Origin of the sequence: Marinibacterium profundimaris (genome assembly GCF_002210095.1) — a bacterium.
Taxonomy (GTDB): Bacteria; Pseudomonadota; Alphaproteobacteria; order Rhodobacterales; family Rhodobacteraceae; genus Marinibacterium; species Marinibacterium profundimaris.
Genome location: NZ_AQQR01000014.1, coordinates 44110 through 62156, shown reverse-complemented (window position 1 = coordinate 62156; position 18047 = coordinate 44110). Strand labels below are relative to the sequence as shown.

Genomic DNA, 18047 nt, shown 5'->3' with positions numbered 1-18047 from the left:
TTCTGGCCGCGCGAGTTGCCCCGTCATACCCTCTGCCAAGGGTTGAGGTGAGTCACAGGGCCCGCATGCGGCGGCCCTGGCCCGTCAGGTCCCGGCGGGACAGCGCCGGGACCGGACCCGGTCAGGCCAGGGCCCGGGACTGCGCTGTTTCATACGATCGCAGTTGGACCCGGGATCTCTTGAGGTGTTCGAGGATGGCGTCAGGCCCGAAGCGCGTTTCTCGAAACCCGCCGGATGGCCAGGCGCACGGCATTAAAATCCACGCGACGATAGCTGCGACGATCTCGGCAGTAGCGGCGCGCCCTTACCGCGCCTCGGGCGCCGCATCCCTTGCCAGCCGGCCAGCGGTGGCCGAGCGCACGTCGGGCAGCAGATAATCCACCGACAGCGGCTTGGCATGCCAGGCCACGACCGGGGGCACGCCTGTCAGGTCTTCCTCTTCGAGCGAGGAGACGGCGATGATCGGGATCTGCGACGCAGAGAGCCGTTCCAGCACCGCGCGGGTGTCGTCATCGAAGCGGTCGATGTTGACGATCGCCGAGGCGCAGTCTCCCAGGTCCGCCGGTCCGGGAAGATGCATCGCCCCGCATTCGGTCATCACCGGGAGGTATCCGTTTCCGCTGAGAAACAATTCAAGATCCAGCGCCAGCACCGGGTCGCCGCATATCACGAGTATCTGCATTGCATTCCTTCCGAGCCGGCTCCATCAGCGGACCGTCCATTCGGCGTATGGAAAATACCGGCTGTTCCGGGGTTATTTCCAGTTAAATCAAATGCTTATTATACAATTCTGCGCAACATGAGTGGATTGAGCAGGCGGCGTTAACCCAGTATTATGAGTAATCTTGACAAGCCCGGTGGGTATAACAACATAAACGGGACAAGAGACTGGGTGCCGACGGAGGGGGCCCGATGCCCGACAAGACGTCCAAACGTTTGGATCGTTTGCAGATCATGCTGACCCAGGAAGAACTGGAAGCGCTGGACAACTGGCGGTTCCAGGTACGGATGCCCAGCCGCTCGGCGGCCGTGCGCGAGCTTCTCCGCCGCGGTCTGGCGGCTGAAGGCTATTATTCCCAGGCTAAAAGCGGCTCTGCCTCATCGGATTTCGGTGTGCTGGACAGCCGAAGAGGACCCGAAGACTGACGCAAGGTCATGTCTTCCGGCCCATGCGGCGCGGCAGGATTGGGCCATGTGCCAGGCCAGCCGGCGATGGCAGGCGGCGCTGCCGGCCCGATATCATCCGAAAGCGGGGACCCCGGCGCGCTGATCATCCGGCCCGTGACGCAGGCAGGCCCGGCGCGGTGGTCTGGTCCCGGAGAAAGCTTTCGCGCAGCGCCTCGATGACCGGCCGGGCCGGTCCGGCATAGCGCGGATCCCAGTAGCCGGGCGAGCTTTTGTAGGGCAGGCGCAGGTGCGGATGAACGTAGCGCCGCATCTCGATCTCGGGCAGCAGGACCAGGTCGCCGTGCAGCTCCGCGTCGCTCACGCCGTCGAGGTAAAGCGCCACCGCCCGCGTGATCAGACCCGGTCCGGTCTTCGACCAGGGCCCGTCGTTCTCGCGCGCCAGAAGCGAGCGCAGGGCAAGCTCGGCGGCGGTCTCGATCACCGGGTGGCCCGGGCGGGCGCAGATCAGGTTGTTGGCCAGCGTGCCATAGGCCTCGCGGAACAGGATCAGCCCGCCGCCCTTCGCCAGCAGACCCGCGGCATCGCCGGTCCGCCGGTCGTCGGCATCGGCATACATCCCGCCCCGGTCCAGCAGCAGGCACAGACGCAGGAAATCTGCCGCTTCGGAGGCATGGTTGGCCAGCCGGAAGGCGCGGACATGATCCTGGCCGAACCGCTCGCGCAGGAATTCGGTGGCCGACCGCTTGTCGAACCGCTGGTAGGACAGGCCCGGCGCTGTCTCCCAGCTTTGCATCGTCTCGGCGATGGCTTCCGGTGGCGCGGCGCTGTCCCAGTATTGCAGCACCTGCGGCGGGATAGCGCCCCGGGGCGCAAGGCCGGGGGGCGACAATCGCGCGATCCGGTCAAGCTGACCGTCGACCACCTGCCGGGCGGCGAAGTAAAAGGCCCGCGCGCCCTCGGCCGCGCTGGTGCCGCTGCCGGACCAGAGCCGGAATTCGCCCAGCATGGAGCCCACATGCGTTGTCCCGAAATGCCGCATCACCTTGCGCCCGCGCCCCATGGCGGCGGCGGCGGCGGGGGCCTGTGCCTCGGCCGCGGCCAGGTCGCAGCGGCCATAGGCCACCTGCAGGCGCAGCTGCGGGATCTGTCGGCGTGGCTCCAGCGCGTCCAGCTCGGCGTCGATCGCATCCAGGTCTCCGATGGCGCAGGCCAGCGCGACGCGGGCATTGGCAAGCCGGTCGGTGGCGCGGGATGCCTCTGCGTCCTGCGCCCAGGCGGCAATCTCGCGGCGGGCCTGCTCGGGACGGCCCAGGTTCAGCGCGGCGGTGACAGCAAGGCGGCGAAGCCCCGTGTCCTCGGGCCACCGCCTGCGACAGCGCGCCAGGTAGCGCGCGGCCAGGGCCGGCCGGGCGGCCTCCAGCAGCGCCTCGGCCAGCAGGGCGGCGGCGGCCGGGTCGCGGCGCGGGCCGGTCAGGCGGCGGGCCAGGCGCAGGGCGGCATAGGGCCCCTCGGCTTGCCGGGCGAGGCCGATGCGCAGGTCCGCGGCCTCGGCGGGATCGACCCGCCCGGGCAGCACCTCGGACAGCTGGTCGCGCAGCGCCGCGCCGCCGGTGTCCGACGCCATCTGGATCAGCCGCAGCGCGCTGGCGGCGCTCAGCCGGGGCAGGGTACCCAGCTGCCGGATCACGGCGACGGTCAGCGGGGTCATCTGCAGTTTCTCGGCCGAGGTGGCCATGCGCAGCAGTTCGCGGTCGGTCAGCGGCGCGTCGGCCAGGTCGAGGTCGCGCGTCACCTTCTCCGCGCGGTCCCCAGCATCGGCCTGCACGCAAAGGTCGAGATACCCCGGCAGCAGCCGCAGCTCGGCCGGGTCCCGCGCCTCGGCCAGGCGTGCCTCGATCAGGTCCAGCGCGGCGGGCATGTCTCCGCGCAGGCGCGCGGCCTGGACAAGGCACTGGACCGCGCCGCGATGGGACGGGCGGTGGCGCAGCACCTCGCGCAGCAGCGGCTCGGCCGGGGCGGGCTCTCCGGCCTGCAGCAACGCGCGGGCGCGGGACATCAGCCCGGGAATGTCCGGCGCGGGCGCGTTCGGTGCGGTGGGCGGAAACGAAGGTGGCGCGCCGACCTGGGCCAGCAGAGCGCGGTGGCGGGCGGCAAGAGCGGCGGGCAGGTCGGCGTCGGGGGCGACCCTGGCCAATGCGGCGCGGCCGGCAGAGGGCTGGTCGAGCGCAATCAGCGCGGCGGCATGGCGCAGGCGCATGTCGATATCGCCGGGATGCGCGGCGAGGTAGCGTTCGAACACAGTGTTCGCGAGGTCGGCGTCCGCCCGGTTCACGGCCATCTCCGCCCGGACCCGCGTCGCGCGGCGGTGGGTCGGGATCTGGTCGAGCAGCCGGGCCAGCAGCCGGTCGCCGGTCTCCGCCTCGCCGGCCTCGGCCAGCAGGGTCGCCAGGCCGATGATCATCTCGGGCGCGCAGGGGTCTTCGGCCAGGATCTCCGCCGCCGCGCGCAGCAGGTCGGCGACGCGCGACATCCGGTCGGAAGAAGACGGGGCGGTAGGCTTGGGCACGGGGCGGGCTCTCCGGGGAACGGCTTCTTGATCCTAGTTCCCGTCCCCGGGGGCGGCAACCGGGGCCGTGCCCCCGCGAGACGCGCCGTCAGGCGGGGCGCAGGCTCAGTCCAGCGCCAGCGTCTTGCGCAACGTGCCCGAGCCTCGGTCATAGACCAGCACCTCGCGGCCCTGCGTCACAACCAGGTAGAAATCCGGCCCATAGGTCACCGCCTGCACCGCCGTGCCCTCGGGCAGGGCGATCTCGTCCGGCAAGGGCAGGGGCGCGGGACGCTGGTATCGGATGACAAGCAGGCCGACGACGATTACAAGCCCGCCGATCATCACCGTCGTCAGCACCGTCACCAGCCGGCGCAGGAAACGCAGGTTGGCGGGCTCGACATAATCGTCTTCGGACGGAAGAGGTTCCATGGGCGCGCGTATCGTCTCTTTCACACTGGCGGACAACCCGCCGCCGCGCCTTGATAAGGCGCTTTCGCGCGATGTGCCAGAGAGCGCCGCGCTCTCGCGGACCCGGCTGGCCCGGCTGATCGCCGAGGGCGCGGTGTCGGTGGACGGCCAGGTCGTCACCGACCCCAAGGCCCGGGTCGCCGCCGGCGCCGGGATCCGCATCACCGTCGAAGAGGCCGAGGACAGCCATATCGGCCCCGAGGATATCCCGCTGGAGATCGCCTTCGAGGACGACGACCTGATCGTGGTGAACAAGCCCGCCGGCATGGTCGTGCATCCTGCCCCCGGCACGCCCTCGGGCACGCTGGTCAACGCGCTGCTGGCCCATTGCGGTGCGGATCTATCGGGCGTGGGCGGTGTGAAACGGCCCGGCATCGTGCACCGGATCGACAAGGAGACCTCGGGCCTGCTGGTCATCGCCAAGTCCGACGCCGCGCATCACGGGCTGGCCGATCAATTCGCCGCCCACACGGCCGAGCGCGCCTACCAGGCGCTGGTCTACGGCGTGCCGGATGCCGCCGATCCCCGCCTGCGCGGCATGCGCGGGGTCAGCTTTGAACCCGGCAACGTGCTGAAGATCACCACCGGGCTCGACCGGCACCGCACGGATCGCCAGAAGCAGGCCGTGCGCTTCGACGGCGGTCGCCACGCGGTCACCCGCGCCCGGCTACAGGAGAGCTTCGGCACGCCGCCCTGCCTCGCGCTGGTGGAATGCCGGCTTGAGACCGGGCGGACCCACCAGATCCGCGTGCACATGGCCCATGCCGGCCACGGGCTGGTGGGCGATCCGACCTATGGCGGGGCGCGCAAACTGCCCGCCAGGGCGCTGACCGAGGCGGCGGCCGAAGCGGTGCGCGGCTTCCGGCGTCAGGCGTTGCACGCGGCGGTTCTGGGCTTCGACCATCCCGTCACGGGCGAGGCTTTGCGCTTCGAGGCGCCCTTGCCGGAGGATTTCGCCGATCTGCTCGCGGCGCTGAGGGGGTAGAGCCTAGACCCGCCCCCGGATCACCAGCCAGAGCGCCAGCCCGGTCTCGGCCAGAAGCGGCAGCAGGTAGGCGGGCAGCAGGGCATCGCTCAGCTCTGGCGCCACCAGCCGCAGCACGCCGCCCGAGACATAGACCGCCGCCGACCCGCCCATGGCCAGCACCAGAATCCGGGGCACCGCGCCGCCCCGGTGCAGCAGCAGCGCCAGCAGTGCGGAATTCACGCCAAAGAAGACCAGCGCCACGTCGTAGCCCGTCGCATGGATCCCCAGGATCGCGGTGGCAAGCCCCGGCTGATCCGCCAGCACCGGCACCTGCGACAGCAGGATCAGCCCCATGCCGATCAGCGCCGCCTGCATCAGGCGGAAGACCATCGCCGCCAGCGCCAGCGGCGCCGAGACCCCGCGCAGCAGCTGGAAGAACAGCAGCGCCAGCGTGACATCGGCCAGCAGCATCACGAGATCGCCCAGCAGGCTCAGCCGGAAGGCGGGCGCGGCCGCCGCGATGTTCGCAAGCGGGGACGGAGAGGCCAGCAGCGGCCCGCGCAGGGCAAATTCGGCGCTCAGCCCGGTGCCGATGATCAGCAGATAAAGCGCCCCGGCCAGCCGGGCCATCGGGCGGGCCCCGGGCCGGGGACGCGGTGCGGGGCTGGCCGGAGAGGCGGGCAGGGAAGCGGGCATGGCGACCTCTTTAGGTGAAACGGGCGGAAACATTGGATACCCTGATGGGCTGCCGCCTGATCTAGAGGATACAATGATCTTTCGGTATTGGCGAAATCTTGACATTACCCATGCAAAAATGTATGGATAGGGGCAATTCCCATCGGTTGCTCTGACATGAACAGCACGTGCGCGTGAGCGCGGGCCTTGAGCGCTAACGATCTGTAAACTTTTGGCCCATATTCGCGTTCCTACCCTTGTAGCGGAGTGTCAGAGCTCCATATGAGATGTTAAAGGTATAAACATTGGGAGGCAGAGCCTTGGCCAATTATGGAAATCTACCGGTTCCCTCGCCGGAGGGCGGGCTGAACCGTTACCTGCAGGAAATCCGGAAGTTTCCCCTTCTGGAACCGGAAGAAGAATACATGCTGGCCAAGCGCTGGGTCGAGGAACAGGACACCGAGGCCGCGCACCGGCTGGTGACCTCGCACCTGCGACTGGCGGCCAAGATCGCCATGGGCTATCGCGGCTACGGGCTGCCCCAGGCCGAGGTGATCTCGGAGGCCAACGTGGGCCTGATGCAGGCGGTGAAACGGTTCGATCCCGAAAAGGGCTTCCGTCTGGCGACCTATGCCATGTGGTGGATCCGCGCCTCGATCCAGGAGTACATCCTGCGGTCCTGGAGCCTGGTGAAGCTGGGCACGACCTCGGCGCAGAAGAAGCTGTTCTTCAACCTGCGCAAGGCGAAGGCCAAGCTGGGCGCGCTGGAAGACGGCGACCTGCGGCCCGAGAACGTCAAGCAGATCGCGACCGATCTGGGCGTGACCGAGGATGACGTGATCTCGATGAACCGGCGCATGGCCGGCTCCGACGCCTCGCTGAACGCGACCGTGGGCGCCGAGGGCGAGAGCGCCATGCAATGGCAGGACTGGCTGGAGGACGAGGATGCCGACCAGGCCAGCGATTACGAGGCCCGCAACGAGCTGGAAGCCCGGCGCGAGCTCCTGGCCGAGGCGCTGGACGTGCTGAACGACCGCGAGAAGGACATCCTGACCGAGCGTCGGCTGTCCGACCAGCCGGTGACGCTGGAAGATCTGTCGGGCAAATACGGCGTCAGTCGCGAGCGGATCCGCCAGATCGAGGTGCGCGCCTTCGAGAAGCTGCAGAAGAAGATGCGCGACCTGGCGAAGGAGAAGGGGATGCTGGCTTCGGCCTGATCCCGGCAGGGCCCTCGTCGCGCCCTTGCAGGCGCGCCTCGGTACGGTGGGCGCATAAAGGTCAGGGGTCCGCTTTGGCGGGCTTCTTTTCTTTTGGGGGATGCGAAGGCCATGCGCCCTCTTGGGCCGGCGCCTGCGGGTCGCTAGGGTCCGCCCATGACGCGCGACATCATCTTTCATCTGCCCAAGGATTGGCTGGACACCTCGGGTGAGGGGGTGATGCCCTTTTATGACCGCCTGCGCAATGGATTGGAGGCAGAGGGCCGGCGGGTCCACCTGCGCCCGCTGGACAAGAGCCGGGTCGCGGCACAGGCGGGCGCGGACGATGCGATCCACCTGGTCAACCACGGCCGCATCCGGCATCCGCGCGTCTGGAACGCCGGCATCGCCTATGTCTACCCGTTCTGGAATGTCGATCCCTGGGGGATCCGGGCGTTTTCGTCCATCGCCGGGTTGCGGTTCGATCCCGATCGGGTCGATGCAGAGGCCGCGCGGCCGTTCTTTCGCCGCTTGCGCAAGCGGCTCGTGGGCGCGCGCAGCTCGCGCTATCCGCAGCCCGGGGCGGTGGAGGCGCTGCCCGAGGGGGCCGTGGCGGTCTTTCTGCAGAGCGAGGCGCATCGCGACGTCGAAGAGACCTGCCACCTGACGCGTGAGCAGATGGTGGAGACGGTGCTGGAGGCCGCGCAAGGGCCGGTGGTGGTGAAGTCGCATCCGCGCGACACCGACCCGGCGACGGCGGCCTGGCTGCGGCGGCTGGCGGCGCGGCATTGCCGGCTGACCGTCTCGGGCGGCAATATCCACGATATCCTCGCGGCCTGCGAGCGGGTGGTGACGATCAACTCGGCCGTGGGCATCGAGGCCTGCCTGCACCGCAAGCCCGTGGTGCTGTGCGGTCAGGCGGATTTCCATCACCTGGCGAAGGTGGCGAAAACACCCGAGGAACTGGCCGAGGCGCTGGGGGGCAGGCCGAGGAAGCGGGCCTATGACAAGTATGTCTACTGGTATTTCGGGCTGCAATGCCTGTCGACGACCGATCCGGCCCTGGCGCGGCGCTTTCTGGAGCGGGTGGAGGCCGGGCTTTGACGGCCGCCGGCGCGGCGGGGGCTGAACCGGGGGCCTTGGGGCTGGTGCCTGCCGACAGAGACGCTACCCTGCGGGCGACGGTCGGGGGCCGAGGCGCCTGGCCCGCGCGGGCAGAAGAAGGAGAGACGACATGACCACTCCGGTGCGCTGGGGCATTCTCGGGGCGGCGAAATTCGCCCGTGAACATATGGGGCCGGCGATCCACGCCGCGTCGGGGGCCGAACTGGCGGCGCTGGCGACCGGTTCGCAGGAGAAGGCGGCGGCCTTCCAGGCCTTTGCGCCGGGGCTCAAGGTGCATGCCGATTACGACGCGCTGCTGGCCGACCCGGGGATCGACGCGGTCTATGTCCCGCTGCCGAACCACATGCATGTCGAGTGGACCCTGAAGGCGATCGCCGCCGGCAAGGCCGTTCTGTGCGAAAAGCCGATCGCGCTGAAGGCCGAGGAGATCGACGCGATCATCGAGGCCCGGGACAAGGCCGGCGTGCTGGCGGCCGAGGCCTTCATGATCGTCCATCACCCGCAATGGCAGCTGGTGCGTGACTGGATCGCCAACGGCCGGATCGGCGAGCTGGTCCACGTGCGGGGCGCCTTCAGCTTCGACAATTCCGCCGAAACCGGCAATATCCGCAACCGGGCCGAGACCGGCGGCGGGGCCCTGCGCGACATCGGGGTCTATGTTCTGGGATCGGTGCGGTTCGCCACCGGGCAGGAGCCCGACGAGATCGGCGCCAAGATCCGCTGGGACAAGGGGATCGACAGCTTTGCCGCGATCGAGGCGACCTTCCCGGGCTTCACCTATTCCTCTTACGTGTCGATGCGGATGGGCCTGTATCAGGAGATGTCCTTCCACGGCACGACCGGCACGATCCGGGTGACGGCGCCGTTCAACGCCGGCGTCTTCGGAGAGGCCCGGGTGGAGCTGCATGCGCCCGGGCTGGTGGTGGAGAGCAAGCGCTTCCCCTCGGCCAATCACTACGTGCTGCAGGTCCAGAATTTCGGGCGCAGCCTGCGCGAGGGCGTGCCCTATGGCTGTTCGCTGGAGTTCACGCGGGGGACCCAGGTGGCGCTGGACCGGATCTATGACGGGGCGGTCAGCCTTTAAGGGTGTCCCACGCGTGGGACATCAGGTCGGTCCAGGAAAATCAAGGGGTTGCGAGGGCGCGTTTACCGATTGGTAACGCATTGCCCTCTCAAGCCACGGGGGCGTTTCGGCCCGGATCGGGCCTGTGCCCGCCCCCGGGCGTTGGGGGCGGCGCGTGCCGTCCCGATGGACGGGGCTGCCGATCGGCCCTAGATTAAAAGCATCGCGAAAGGAGAAGCTGGCATGGCAGGCGGATGGTCCCGCGACGGCGCGGTGAATGAACAGATCGAGGCCTCGATCTCGGACGAACTGGCACGGTTGCGGGCGGCAAAGCGGCCGCAGGGCGAAAGCCTGACCCATTGCGCCGAATGCGAGGAAGAGATCCCCGAGAAACGCCGGCTGGCCATTCCGGGGGTCAAGCTGTGCCTCGACTGCCAGCAGGAGCGCGACGGGGCCTACAAGGCGCGCGGCGGGATCAACCGGCGCGGATCGAAGGACAGCCAGCTGAAGTGAGCCTGCGCGCCCGGCGCTCTTCACGAAATGTAAAACCTCGCCGGCCCATTCTGTCGAGACACGCGACAGGACGGGATGGCAGATGAACGGACGACAGTTGATGATGGCGCTGGCCGGCCTTTTGGCGTGGCCGTGGGGCACGGCCGATATGGCCCGGGCGGGCACCGTGGACGTGGACAGCTGGAGCAACGGCGCCTGGCACGTGCGGTTCTTCGCCAACCCCGATTTCCCCGGCTTCGGCGGTTGCGAGGTCTGGACAGGCTCGGACGGGGCCGGGGTTTTCGGCATCACCGTGGGCGAGGACGGCGCGGATGCTAGCCTGAGCTACGTGCCGGTGGCGCCGCGCGGCTATCCGTCGCCGCTGATCGACGGCGATGCGGTCTCTTTCATCGTGGACGGGCAGGTCATCCCGGTGTCGCAGCAGCTTGAGATCTCGGAGATGGAGAACGAGTTCGGCGAATGGGAGGTCAGCGCGGATGCAGGCAACAGCGGCGTGGCCGGAACGGTCCGCAGCCTGCGCGCGGGCGACGTGATGACGGTCGGTGTGACCCGGCAGGGGCAGATGACGATCTACGAGACCTATGCGCTGAACGGGTTCACCGCGACCTGGCTGAAGGCGGCGGAATGGTGCGGGTTCGATCCGGGCAAGCGGTTCCGGTCGTCCTGATCCTGCCATCTGCCCCTGTCGCGAAGGACAGGGCCGGCCAGGCAGGCCGGACTGCCTTGCGGACCCGGCGTGGATGTTCTTTCATGCGGCGAACAAGCGCCTTTGGCGCAGAGCCCTTGCAGAGGCACGGGCGCCGGCCGCCCCCTGCCGATTACATCCTACCTTCGCATCCGGCCCGGCCGACGTGGATGGACGCCGATGGACGCGGTGGGGCGAACCCCCATGCCCTCGGCCGCAGCCGGGCGGGACGGACATGTAGGGTGGGGTTTTACCCCACCGCTCCCCGTGCCCGTCAGTCCAGGGCCAGCCGCATGATGTGCTGCGGGCCGAAGCCGCCGCCGTGGTAAAGCGCGCCGGTATCCGTGAAGCCGCCCTTGAGATAGACAGCCCGCGCGCCCGGGTTGCGGCAGTTGACGGTAAGCCAGCAGCTGCCGATACCCGGATAGCGGTCGCGGAAATAGCCCGCCATCGCCCGCGCCGCGGCGCTGGCGATGCCGCGCCCCTGCTGGGCGTGATCGACCGAGAACATGCGCAGACCGATTGCGCCCGGATCGGCGAAATCGTGGGTTTCGGCGTAATCCCGGTCGATGGCGAAGAACCCGGCCGGCTCTCCGTCGGCAAGGATCACGTGGCCATCGCGCGCCGGACTGTCGGACAGCACCTTGCCCGGCAGGTCGGCAAAGCCCGCCTGTTCCGGCGGCAGGGTGAAATGGGACAGGCGGCCGATATCGGCCGCCTCGATGGGGTCCAGCGTCACCAAGGGGCGCGCGGCTGTCATTCCTCCATCGCCTCCAGCTCGTCGATGAAGCCCGATATCATGTCGAGCCCCTTGTCCCAGAAGGCCGGATCGCTGGCATCAAGGCCGAAGGGTGCCAGCAGCTCCTTGTGGTGCTTGGATCCGCCGGCCTTCAGCATGTCGAAATACTTGTCCTGGAAGCCCGCGTCGCCCTCGGCATAGACCGAGTAGAGCGCATTCACGAGCCCGTCGCCGAAGGCATAGGCATAGACGTAGAAGGGCGAGTGGACGAAGTGGGGGATGTAGGACCAGAAGACCTCGTAGCCGTCCATGAATTCGAAGGCGGGGCCGAGGCTTTCGCCCTGCACCGACATCCACAGCGCGTTGATGTCGTCCGGGGTAAGTTCCCCGCCGCGGCGCGCGTCGTGCAGCTTGCATTCGAAATCGTAGAAGGCGATCTGGCGGACCACGGTGTTGATCATGTCCTCGACCTTGCCGGCCAGCAGCACCTTGCGCTGCTGCTTGGTTTCGGCATCGTCGAGCAGCTTGCGGAAGGTCAGCATCTCGCCGAAGACGCTGGCGGTTTCGGCCAGGGTGAGCGGGGTCGACGACAGCATCTCGCCCTGTTCGGCGGCCAGCACCTGGTGCACGCCGTGGCCCAGCTCATGCGCCAGGGTCATCACGTCACGCGGTTTGCCGAGATAGTTCAGCAGGATGTAGGGGTGAACCTCGGTCACGGTGGGATGAGCGAAGGCGCCGGGCGCCTTGCCCTCGGTCACGCCGGCGTCGATCCAGCCGTTGGAGAAGAAGGGCGCGGCGATCTCGGTCATGCGGGGGTCGAAGGCGCCGTAGGCCTCCATCACGGTCTTTTCGGCCTCGGCCCAGCCGATCTTGCGCTCGTCCTCCATGGGCAGGGGCGCGTTGCGGTCCCAGACCTGCATCTTGTCCAGGCCCAGCCATTTGCGCTTGAGCTCGTAATAGCGGTGGCTGAGGCGGGGGTAGGCGCCCACCACGGCGGTGCGCAGCGCCTCGACGACCTCGGGCTCGACCTGGTTCGACACGTGGCGGCCATGCTGCGGCGAGGGCATCTTGCGCCAGCGGTCCACGATCTCCTTCTCCTTGGCCTGGGTGTTGTGCACCCGGGCGAAGGTCTTGACGTTGTCGGCCAGCACGGCGGCCACCTCGCGGGCGGCCTCCTCGCGCAGGTCGCGGTCCTGCTCGGTCAGAAGCGTCAGCGTGCCCTCGATGTTGCGGGTCTCGCCGGCGACCTCGAAGGTCAGCCCGGCGATGGTCTCGTCAAACAGCCGCTCCCAGGCGTCGCCGACGACGCCCAGGTCATGCAGGAAATTCTCCAGCTCGTCCGACAGCTGGTGCGGCTTCATCGCGCGGATGCGGTCGAAGATCGGCTTGTACCGGGCGAGATCGGCGTTCTGGGCAAAGAGCGTGTCCAGGTGATCGTCGGGCAGGCGGTTGAGCTCCAGCGTGAAGAAGACCATCGGGGTAGAGAAGTTTGTGATCTTCTCCTGCAGGTCCGACAGCTGCTTGGCGCGCCCGGCATCGGTGGTCTTCTGGTAATAGCGCAGCCCGGCATAGGACATGATCCGTCCCATCTTGGTCGAGATCGCCTCGTCGCGCTGCACGCACTTCAGCATCCCCGCGGCGTCCAACTCGGCCAGCTTGCCCTCGTAATCCGCGGCGAACTCGGCGCAGGCTTTCTCGACGAAATCCAGGTCGGCCTGCAGTTCCGGCGCGTCGGGCGCGGCGTAAAGGTCGGTCAGGTCCCAGACCGGCAGATCGCCCAGGCCCCCCGACCCGGTTTCGGTTGCGGCATCGCGGACAGGGAAGGGCAGGTGAAGCATCTGGGATCTCCGGGTTCGGGTTTGGCAGTGAACCTATGCCCGCCCCGCGGGACAGACAACCGCTGCGTCGACGTTCTTCTTGGGGCGTAAGGTCCCGCCGTCGCGCGGGCGGAGACGGATCAACGGAGTATTTTTTTCCAAGAAGAAGACAGGAGCGCCGCGCCCGCGTCTTCTTCTTGGGAAAAATATCTCCGGGGGAGGCCGCCATCGGCGGACGGGGGCAGCGCCCCCAAACTCACCCGTAAAGCTCGAGCATCGCCTGGAGGTCTTCGAAGGTATTGGCCTCCTGCACCGGCTTGTCCTTGCGCCAGCGCGCCATCCGGGGGAACCGCAGGGCGACGCCGGACTTGTGGCGCGGCGAGGCCTGGATGCCTTCGAAGGCGATCTCGAAGACATGCTCGGGCGTCACCTGCCGGACCGGGCCAAAGCGCTGCTGCGTGTTCTTTCGCACCCAGGCGGTGATCTGGCGGAACTCGGCGTCGGTCAGGCCGGAATAGGCCTTGGTGAAGGGAACGAGGTCGTTGCCCTTCCAGACCGCGAAGGTGAAATCGGTGAACAGGTTGGCGCGGCGGCCGTGGCCAGACTGCGCGTAGATCATCACCGCGTCGATGGTCAGCGGGTCAAGCTTCCATTTCCACCAGTCGCCCTTCTTGCGCCCTGCAAGATAGGGGCTGTCCAGCCGCTTGAGCATCAGCCCCTCGGACTGGTGGTCGCGGGCATTTGTGCGGAGCGTCGCGAGCGTCTCCCAATCGTCAAAGGCGATGGTCGGCGACAGGCGGATCGGCGCATCTGCGGGCAGGTCCGAGACCAGCGCCTCCAGCCGCGCGCGGCGGTCGGCGAAGGGCAGGGCGCGCAGGTCTTCGGCATCCTGTTCCAGAAGGTCGTAGGCATAAAGGATCACGGGCGCCTCGGTCAGCAGCGCCTTCGGGACACTCTTGCGCCCGATCCGCTTCTGCAGCGCGTTGAAGGGCAGGGGCTGGCCCCCGGCCCAGGCGAGGATCTCGCCATCCAGGACAACACCGTCGGGCAGGAAATCCAGCGCGCGGGCCAGTTCCGGAAACCGGTCGGTCATCAGCTCCTCGCCACGCGACCACGTGAAATGCTGGCCGCCGCGCAGGATCAGCTGGCCGCGGATGCCGTCCCATTTCCATTCGGCGTGCCAGTCCGACGGAGGACCAAGGCTGTCCGGTCGGTCCTCCAGCGCATAGGCGAGGTAGAAGGGATAGGGGCGGCTGTCCCGCGCGACCGGATCGTCGGAGGTGATCAGCGCCTCCCAAGAGGTGGTCGCGGGCGTCCAGTCGCCCATCAGGCGGTGGGCCAGCTCTGCCTCGTCGCGCCCGGTGGCCTGGGCCAGCGCGCGGGTCATGAGCTTCTGGCTGATGCCGATGCGGAAACCGCCCGTCAGCAGCTTGTTGAAGAGGAACCGTTCCGTGGTGTCGAGCTGGTCCCAGGCGGCAAGGACGGCCGCCTTGCGCGCCTCCTCGGGCTGCTGAGACAGCTCGGTCAGGGCGTGGATCCAGTGGGTCAGCGACAGGTCCGAGGTGCCCGACGGCGGCGGCAGGATCAGCGCGATGGTCTCGGCCAGGTCGCCGACGATCGGATAGGCCTCCTCGAACAGCCACAGCGGCAGGCCGGCGCGCTCGGCCGCCCATTCGCGCAGCCGCGTGGTGGTGACCGCGCGCTTGGGCCGCCGCCCCGAGAACAGCGCGACGGTCCAGAGCCGGTCGTCCTCAGGCGCCTCTGCCAGGTATTCGGCCAGGGCCGCGACCTTCACGTTGGTCTTCGTGGTCTGGTCGATCCGGGTGAAGAGACGGGCGAAGCGTTTCACGAGGCCTCGGCCTCCAGCGTCTCGCCCTCGAACTCGGTCGGCACGATCTGCGCATCGAGGCCCCGGTCCTGCAGCCAGCGGCTGAAGATCTCGGTGTAGCCATGGGTGACAAAGAGGCGTTCGGCCCCGGTCTCGGCGATGGCGCTGTTCAGCCCGTCCCAGTCGGCATGGTCCGAGATCACGAAGCCCCGGTCGGCGGCGCGGCGGCGGCGCACGCCGCGCAGCTGCATCCAGCCGGAGGCGAAGCCGGTCGACAGCGTCCCGAAGCGCCGCGACCAGGCGGAGCCGATGGCCGAGGGCGGGCAGAGAACGAGCGCCCCGGGATGGTCCTTGGCTTTGGTCTCGGGCGTGACGGGAACGGTCTCGGGCAGGCCGTAGCCCTGGTCGCGCAGGACCTGGGTGGTGTTCTCGACCGCGCCATGGGTCAGGATCGGCCCCTGCGCGGGGTCAAGCAGCGACAGCAGCCGCTGGGCCTTGCCCAGGGAATAGGCGCCAAGGATCGGTGTGCGCCCGGCGGCGACGCTGTCCCGCCACCAGGCGGCGATCTCGGTGGCCAGCTCGGCCTGCGGGCGCCAGCGAAAGACCGGCAGGCCAAAGGTGCATTCCGAGATGAAGGCGTGGCAGCGCACCGGTTCAAAGGGCTCCGACAGCCCGTCGGGCACGGTCTTGTAATCGCCGGACACGACCCAGACCTCGCCGTCCACCTCGACCCGGATCTGGGCGGAGCCGGGGACATGGCCGGCGGGGTGGAACGACACGCTCGCCCCGCCGATCCGGCGTGTCTCGCCAAAGGCCACCGTGTCGAGGGTGATCTCGCCCAGCCTGTGGCGCAGGACGGGTGCTGCGGCATCTGTCGACAGGTAGGACCCCATGCCGGACCGCGCGTGATCCGCATGCCCATGGGTGATCAGCGCCCGTTCCACCGGCCGCCAGGGATCGACAAAGAAATCCCCGGCCGGGCAATAGATCCCGTGATCGGTAAAGGTGAGAACCGGCGCGCGCATGATCCAAGCCTAGCGCGCCCGCCGCCCCGGTCCAGAGCCTTCACATCCCGCGACACACCTCATGAACGAAGCGCCACGTCCTGTCTTCACCTTGGCAAAATACCTCCGGGGGAGTCCGCCATGGGCGGACGGGGGCAGCGCCCCCTGAAGACAGGGACTCACGCGCTCTGCGCGGCCGTCTCCTGTACTGCCGCCGCGTCGTAATGCGCCACCAGCCGGTCGAAGATTTGCTTTCGGATCTCCGGCCCCTCCATCATCACCTCGTGCTCGGCGCCGGGGATCACGACCAGCTCGCCCCTGGGCCAGGCCGCCATGCGGTGGTGGACGCGGTCCACGTCGATGATGCGCTCCAGCCCGCCCAGGATCGTCAGGCAGGGCAGGTCCGGAGAGCCGCGCGGCGCCATCATCGCCGTCACCTTCAGCGCCTCGCGCAGCCAGGTCAGCGTCGGCCCGCCAAGCGCGAGATCGGGATGCGCCGCGATCTGGGCGCGCATCATGTCGTACATCCCGGGATCGGTGGTCAGCACGTTGTTCTCGAACGGATGCCGGGTCACGTAGTTCTCGTAGCTGGTCGAGGGCGGCAGCCGGTGACCGAAGCCCACGCGCGGCGCGACATTTGCCAGTGTCCAGCCGATCTGGCGGATCACCGGCGCCAGAGAGATCCCCCACATCGGCCCGGTGAAGGAACACGACGCCACCGGCAGCCCCTCCATCACCGCCGCGAGGCCGATGGCGCCGCCCATGGAATGGCCCAGAAGGTGCCAGGGCCGGGGCAGGTCAAGCTCGGCGGCCAGCACGAGCGCGGCCTCGGCGTCGCGCTGGTAATCCGAGAACGCCTCGACATGGCCGACACGCGGGTCGGGCACCAGGCGGTCGGCCAGGCCCTGGCCGCGCCAGTCCACCGCCAGCGTCGCGTAGCCGCGCGCGGCGAAATCGGCGGCCGCCAGCCCGTATTTCTCGACATATTCGGTGCGCCCGGGAAACAGCAGGACCGTCCCGCGCGCGTCGTCCAGCGGCCAGGTCGCGACGCGCAGCCGCACCCCGTCGCTGGCCCGCAGCCACCAGGCGGCACCGCTCTCCGGCCCCGGGGCGATGTCCTCGAAGAGCGGCGCCGCCTGAAGATCCATCAGGCGAGGACCTGCGCCAGCTGCATCGCCATGCCCATGTCGCCGTCGATCGTCAGCCGGCCGGACATGAAGGCCGCCGTCGGGTCGAGTTCCTTGTTGAAGATCGCGCGGAACGTGTCGGCGTCGGCCGTCATGGTCACATCGCTGTCGGCATCCGAGATCTCGGCGGTCTCGGAGGTGAAGACGATGGCGCCTTCCCCGGGCACGGAAATCTTGGCGGTGCCGTCGAAGCTTGCCTCTTCGAGGCGCGGTTTCAGCTCTTCCAACATGTCCTGGAGATATTCGCTCATGATCAACGGTCCCTGAAATTTGACGCAGCCGTGTCTGGTAATCCGGGTCTGCTAGGTTACACTCGAATACGTTATGAGACCTATCAACTCCAGACTCAAAGGTGCCGCCACGGTAATTGCCATGCCGGCGCTGATCGTGGCGCCGCTCCTGGCGGGGCCGTTCTTTTTCGGGTCGGCGGCTGTCTCGCTGATCTCGGTGCCGGCGGCCGCGTCGGCGCAGGAAGGGGATGTGGTCCGGACGGGTGTCCTGCCCGCCCAGGCGCAGGCGCCCGATGTCCTGCCCGAGGACGAGCTGCCGCAGATGGATCTGGGCCCCGCGCCCGGGGAGGAGGGCGGCGAGGATGTCGTGCTGGACCCCGGCGTGGACGAGGCCACGCTGCTTGATCGCCTGGCCGAAGCCGACGCGGGCGAGGCCATCCGGATCGAGCGCGAGCTGCAGGCGCTCTGGCGCAAGAGCGGCTCGGCAGCGATGGACCTGCTGTTCCGCCGGGGCCGCGAGGCGATGGAGCAACAGGACCTGCAGGCCGCGATCGAACATTTCACCGCGCTGACCGATCACGCCCCGGACTTCGCCGAGGGCTGGCATGCCCGCGCCACCGCCTATTTCCATGCCGATCTTTACGGTCCGGCCGTCGCCGACCTGGAGCGCGCCCTGGCGCTCAATCCTAACAATTATCGTGCGATCTTCGGCCTGGGTACGATCCTGGAGACATTCGGGGATGAAAAGCGCGCCTATGAGGCCTATCTACGCGCCAAGGCTATACATCCCCACTTCGAGGACGTAACCGACGCCCTGGACCGGCTCCGCACTGGCGTCGAAGGCCAGACACTCTGAACTACCCCGCCCAGCGGA

The 18047-nt window shown here is 68.3% G+C and carries 18 protein-coding genes; 8 read left to right on the top strand and 10 right to left on the bottom strand.

The window, feature by feature from the left end; all coding sequences use genetic code 11:
• Positions 1-304 precede the first annotated feature (304 nt).
• A complete protein-coding gene (locus ATO3_RS21740; protein ID WP_088652011.1) occupies positions 305-682 on the bottom strand; it encodes a hypothetical protein in 378 nt (125 codons plus the stop codon).
• Positions 683-912: 230 nt separating this feature from the next.
• Between ATO3_RS21740 and ATO3_RS21735 the strand changes: the two genes are divergently transcribed.
• Positions 913-1146, top strand: coding sequence for a hypothetical protein (locus ATO3_RS21735; protein ID WP_088652010.1), 234 nt, complete (start codon positions 913-915; stop codon positions 1144-1146).
• A 124-nt stretch (positions 1147-1270) separates the two neighbouring features.
• Here ATO3_RS21735 and ATO3_RS21730 read toward each other — a convergent pair whose 3' ends face one another.
• The gene (locus tag ATO3_RS21730; protein ID WP_143747324.1) at positions 1271-3694 is read right to left on the bottom strand and encodes a hypothetical protein; all 2424 of its coding nucleotides are present in this window, start codon (positions 3692-3694) and stop codon (positions 1271-1273) included.
• A gap of 105 nt (positions 3695-3799) precedes the next feature.
• Positions 3800-4105 (bottom strand): DUF6476 family protein, encoded by a 306-nt coding sequence (locus ATO3_RS21725; protein ID WP_088652008.1) that lies wholly within the window; start codon positions 4103-4105, stop codon positions 3800-3802.
• Here ATO3_RS21725 and ATO3_RS21720 point away from each other — a divergent pair.
• A complete protein-coding gene (locus tag ATO3_RS21720) occupies positions 4104-5129 on the top strand; it encodes an RluA family pseudouridine synthase (protein WP_088652007.1) in 1026 nt (341 codons plus the stop codon). The two genes, ATO3_RS21725 and ATO3_RS21720, sit on opposite strands and share 2 nt — an antisense overlap.
• A gap of 3 nt (positions 5130-5132) precedes the next feature.
• Here ATO3_RS21720 and ATO3_RS21715 read toward each other — a convergent pair whose 3' ends face one another.
• Positions 5133-5807 (bottom strand): DUF4386 domain-containing protein, encoded by a 675-nt coding sequence (locus ATO3_RS21715; protein ID WP_088652006.1) that lies wholly within the window; start codon positions 5805-5807, stop codon positions 5133-5135.
• Between the two features lie 299 nt (positions 5808-6106).
• Here ATO3_RS21715 and rpoH point away from each other — a divergent pair, with 299 nt between their 5' ends.
• From rpoH to ATO3_RS21690, 5 genes are all read left to right on the top strand, one after another.
• Entirely contained in the window at positions 6107-7003 is an 897-nt protein-coding gene (gene rpoH, locus ATO3_RS21710; protein ID WP_088652005.1) for an RNA polymerase sigma factor RpoH, read from the top strand.
• A 156-nt stretch (positions 7004-7159) separates the two neighbouring features.
• Positions 7160-8086, top strand: a complete 927-nt coding sequence (locus ATO3_RS21705; RefSeq protein WP_088652004.1) for a capsular polysaccharide export protein, LipB/KpsS family — start codon at positions 7160-7162, stop codon at positions 8084-8086.
• Between the two features lie 130 nt (positions 8087-8216).
• Complete coding sequence (locus ATO3_RS21700) at positions 8217-9191, top strand: Gfo/Idh/MocA family protein (protein ID WP_088652003.1); 975 nt, start codon at positions 8217-8219, stop codon at positions 9189-9191.
• A 222-nt stretch (positions 9192-9413) separates the two neighbouring features.
• On the top strand, positions 9414-9683 hold the full coding sequence (locus ATO3_RS21695; RefSeq protein WP_088652002.1) for a DksA/TraR family C4-type zinc finger protein: 270 nt from the start codon (positions 9414-9416) through the stop codon (positions 9681-9683).
• An 82-nt stretch (positions 9684-9765) separates the two neighbouring features.
• A complete protein-coding gene (locus tag ATO3_RS21690) occupies positions 9766-10350 on the top strand; it encodes a hypothetical protein (RefSeq protein WP_143747323.1) in 585 nt (194 codons plus the stop codon).
• A 292-nt stretch (positions 10351-10642) separates the two neighbouring features.
• Here ATO3_RS21690 and ATO3_RS21685 read toward each other — a convergent pair whose 3' ends face one another.
• From ATO3_RS21685 to ATO3_RS21660, 6 genes are all read right to left on the bottom strand, one after another.
• A complete protein-coding gene (locus ATO3_RS21685) occupies positions 10643-11128 on the bottom strand; it encodes a GNAT family N-acetyltransferase (protein WP_088652000.1) in 486 nt (161 codons plus the stop codon).
• Positions 11125-12945: a M3 family oligoendopeptidase gene (locus tag ATO3_RS21680; protein WP_088651999.1), complete on the bottom strand. Its 1821-nt coding sequence runs from the start codon at positions 12943-12945 to the stop codon at positions 11125-11127. Before ATO3_RS21680 ends, ATO3_RS21685 begins: the two co-directional genes overlap by 4 nt.
• A 235-nt stretch (positions 12946-13180) precedes the next feature.
• Positions 13181-14773, bottom strand: coding sequence for an ATP-dependent DNA ligase (locus ATO3_RS21675; protein ID WP_088651998.1), 1593 nt, complete (start codon positions 14771-14773; stop codon positions 13181-13183).
• The gene (locus ATO3_RS21670) at positions 14770-15777 is read right to left on the bottom strand and encodes a ligase-associated DNA damage response exonuclease (RefSeq protein ID WP_088651997.1); all 1008 of its coding nucleotides are present in this window, start codon (positions 15775-15777) and stop codon (positions 14770-14772) included. The genes ATO3_RS21675 and ATO3_RS21670 overlap by 4 nt, the downstream gene beginning before the upstream one ends.
• A gap of 158 nt (positions 15778-15935) precedes the next feature.
• Positions 15936-16904, bottom strand: coding sequence for an alpha/beta fold hydrolase (locus tag ATO3_RS21665; protein ID WP_088651996.1), 969 nt, complete (start codon positions 16902-16904; stop codon positions 15936-15938).
• Positions 16904-17194, bottom strand: a complete 291-nt coding sequence (locus ATO3_RS21660; RefSeq protein WP_088651995.1) for an SCP2 sterol-binding domain-containing protein — start codon at positions 17192-17194, stop codon at positions 16904-16906. Before ATO3_RS21660 ends, ATO3_RS21665 begins: the two co-directional genes overlap by 1 nt.
• A 121-nt stretch (positions 17195-17315) precedes the next feature.
• Here ATO3_RS21660 and ATO3_RS21655 point away from each other — a divergent pair, with 121 nt between their 5' ends.
• Positions 17316-18029 carry a tetratricopeptide repeat protein gene (locus ATO3_RS21655; protein WP_233152253.1) on the top strand — a complete coding sequence of 238 codons (714 nt, stop codon included), beginning with the start codon at positions 17316-17318 and terminating at the stop codon, positions 18027-18029.
• The last annotated feature ends 18 nt before the right edge of the window (positions 18030-18047 follow it).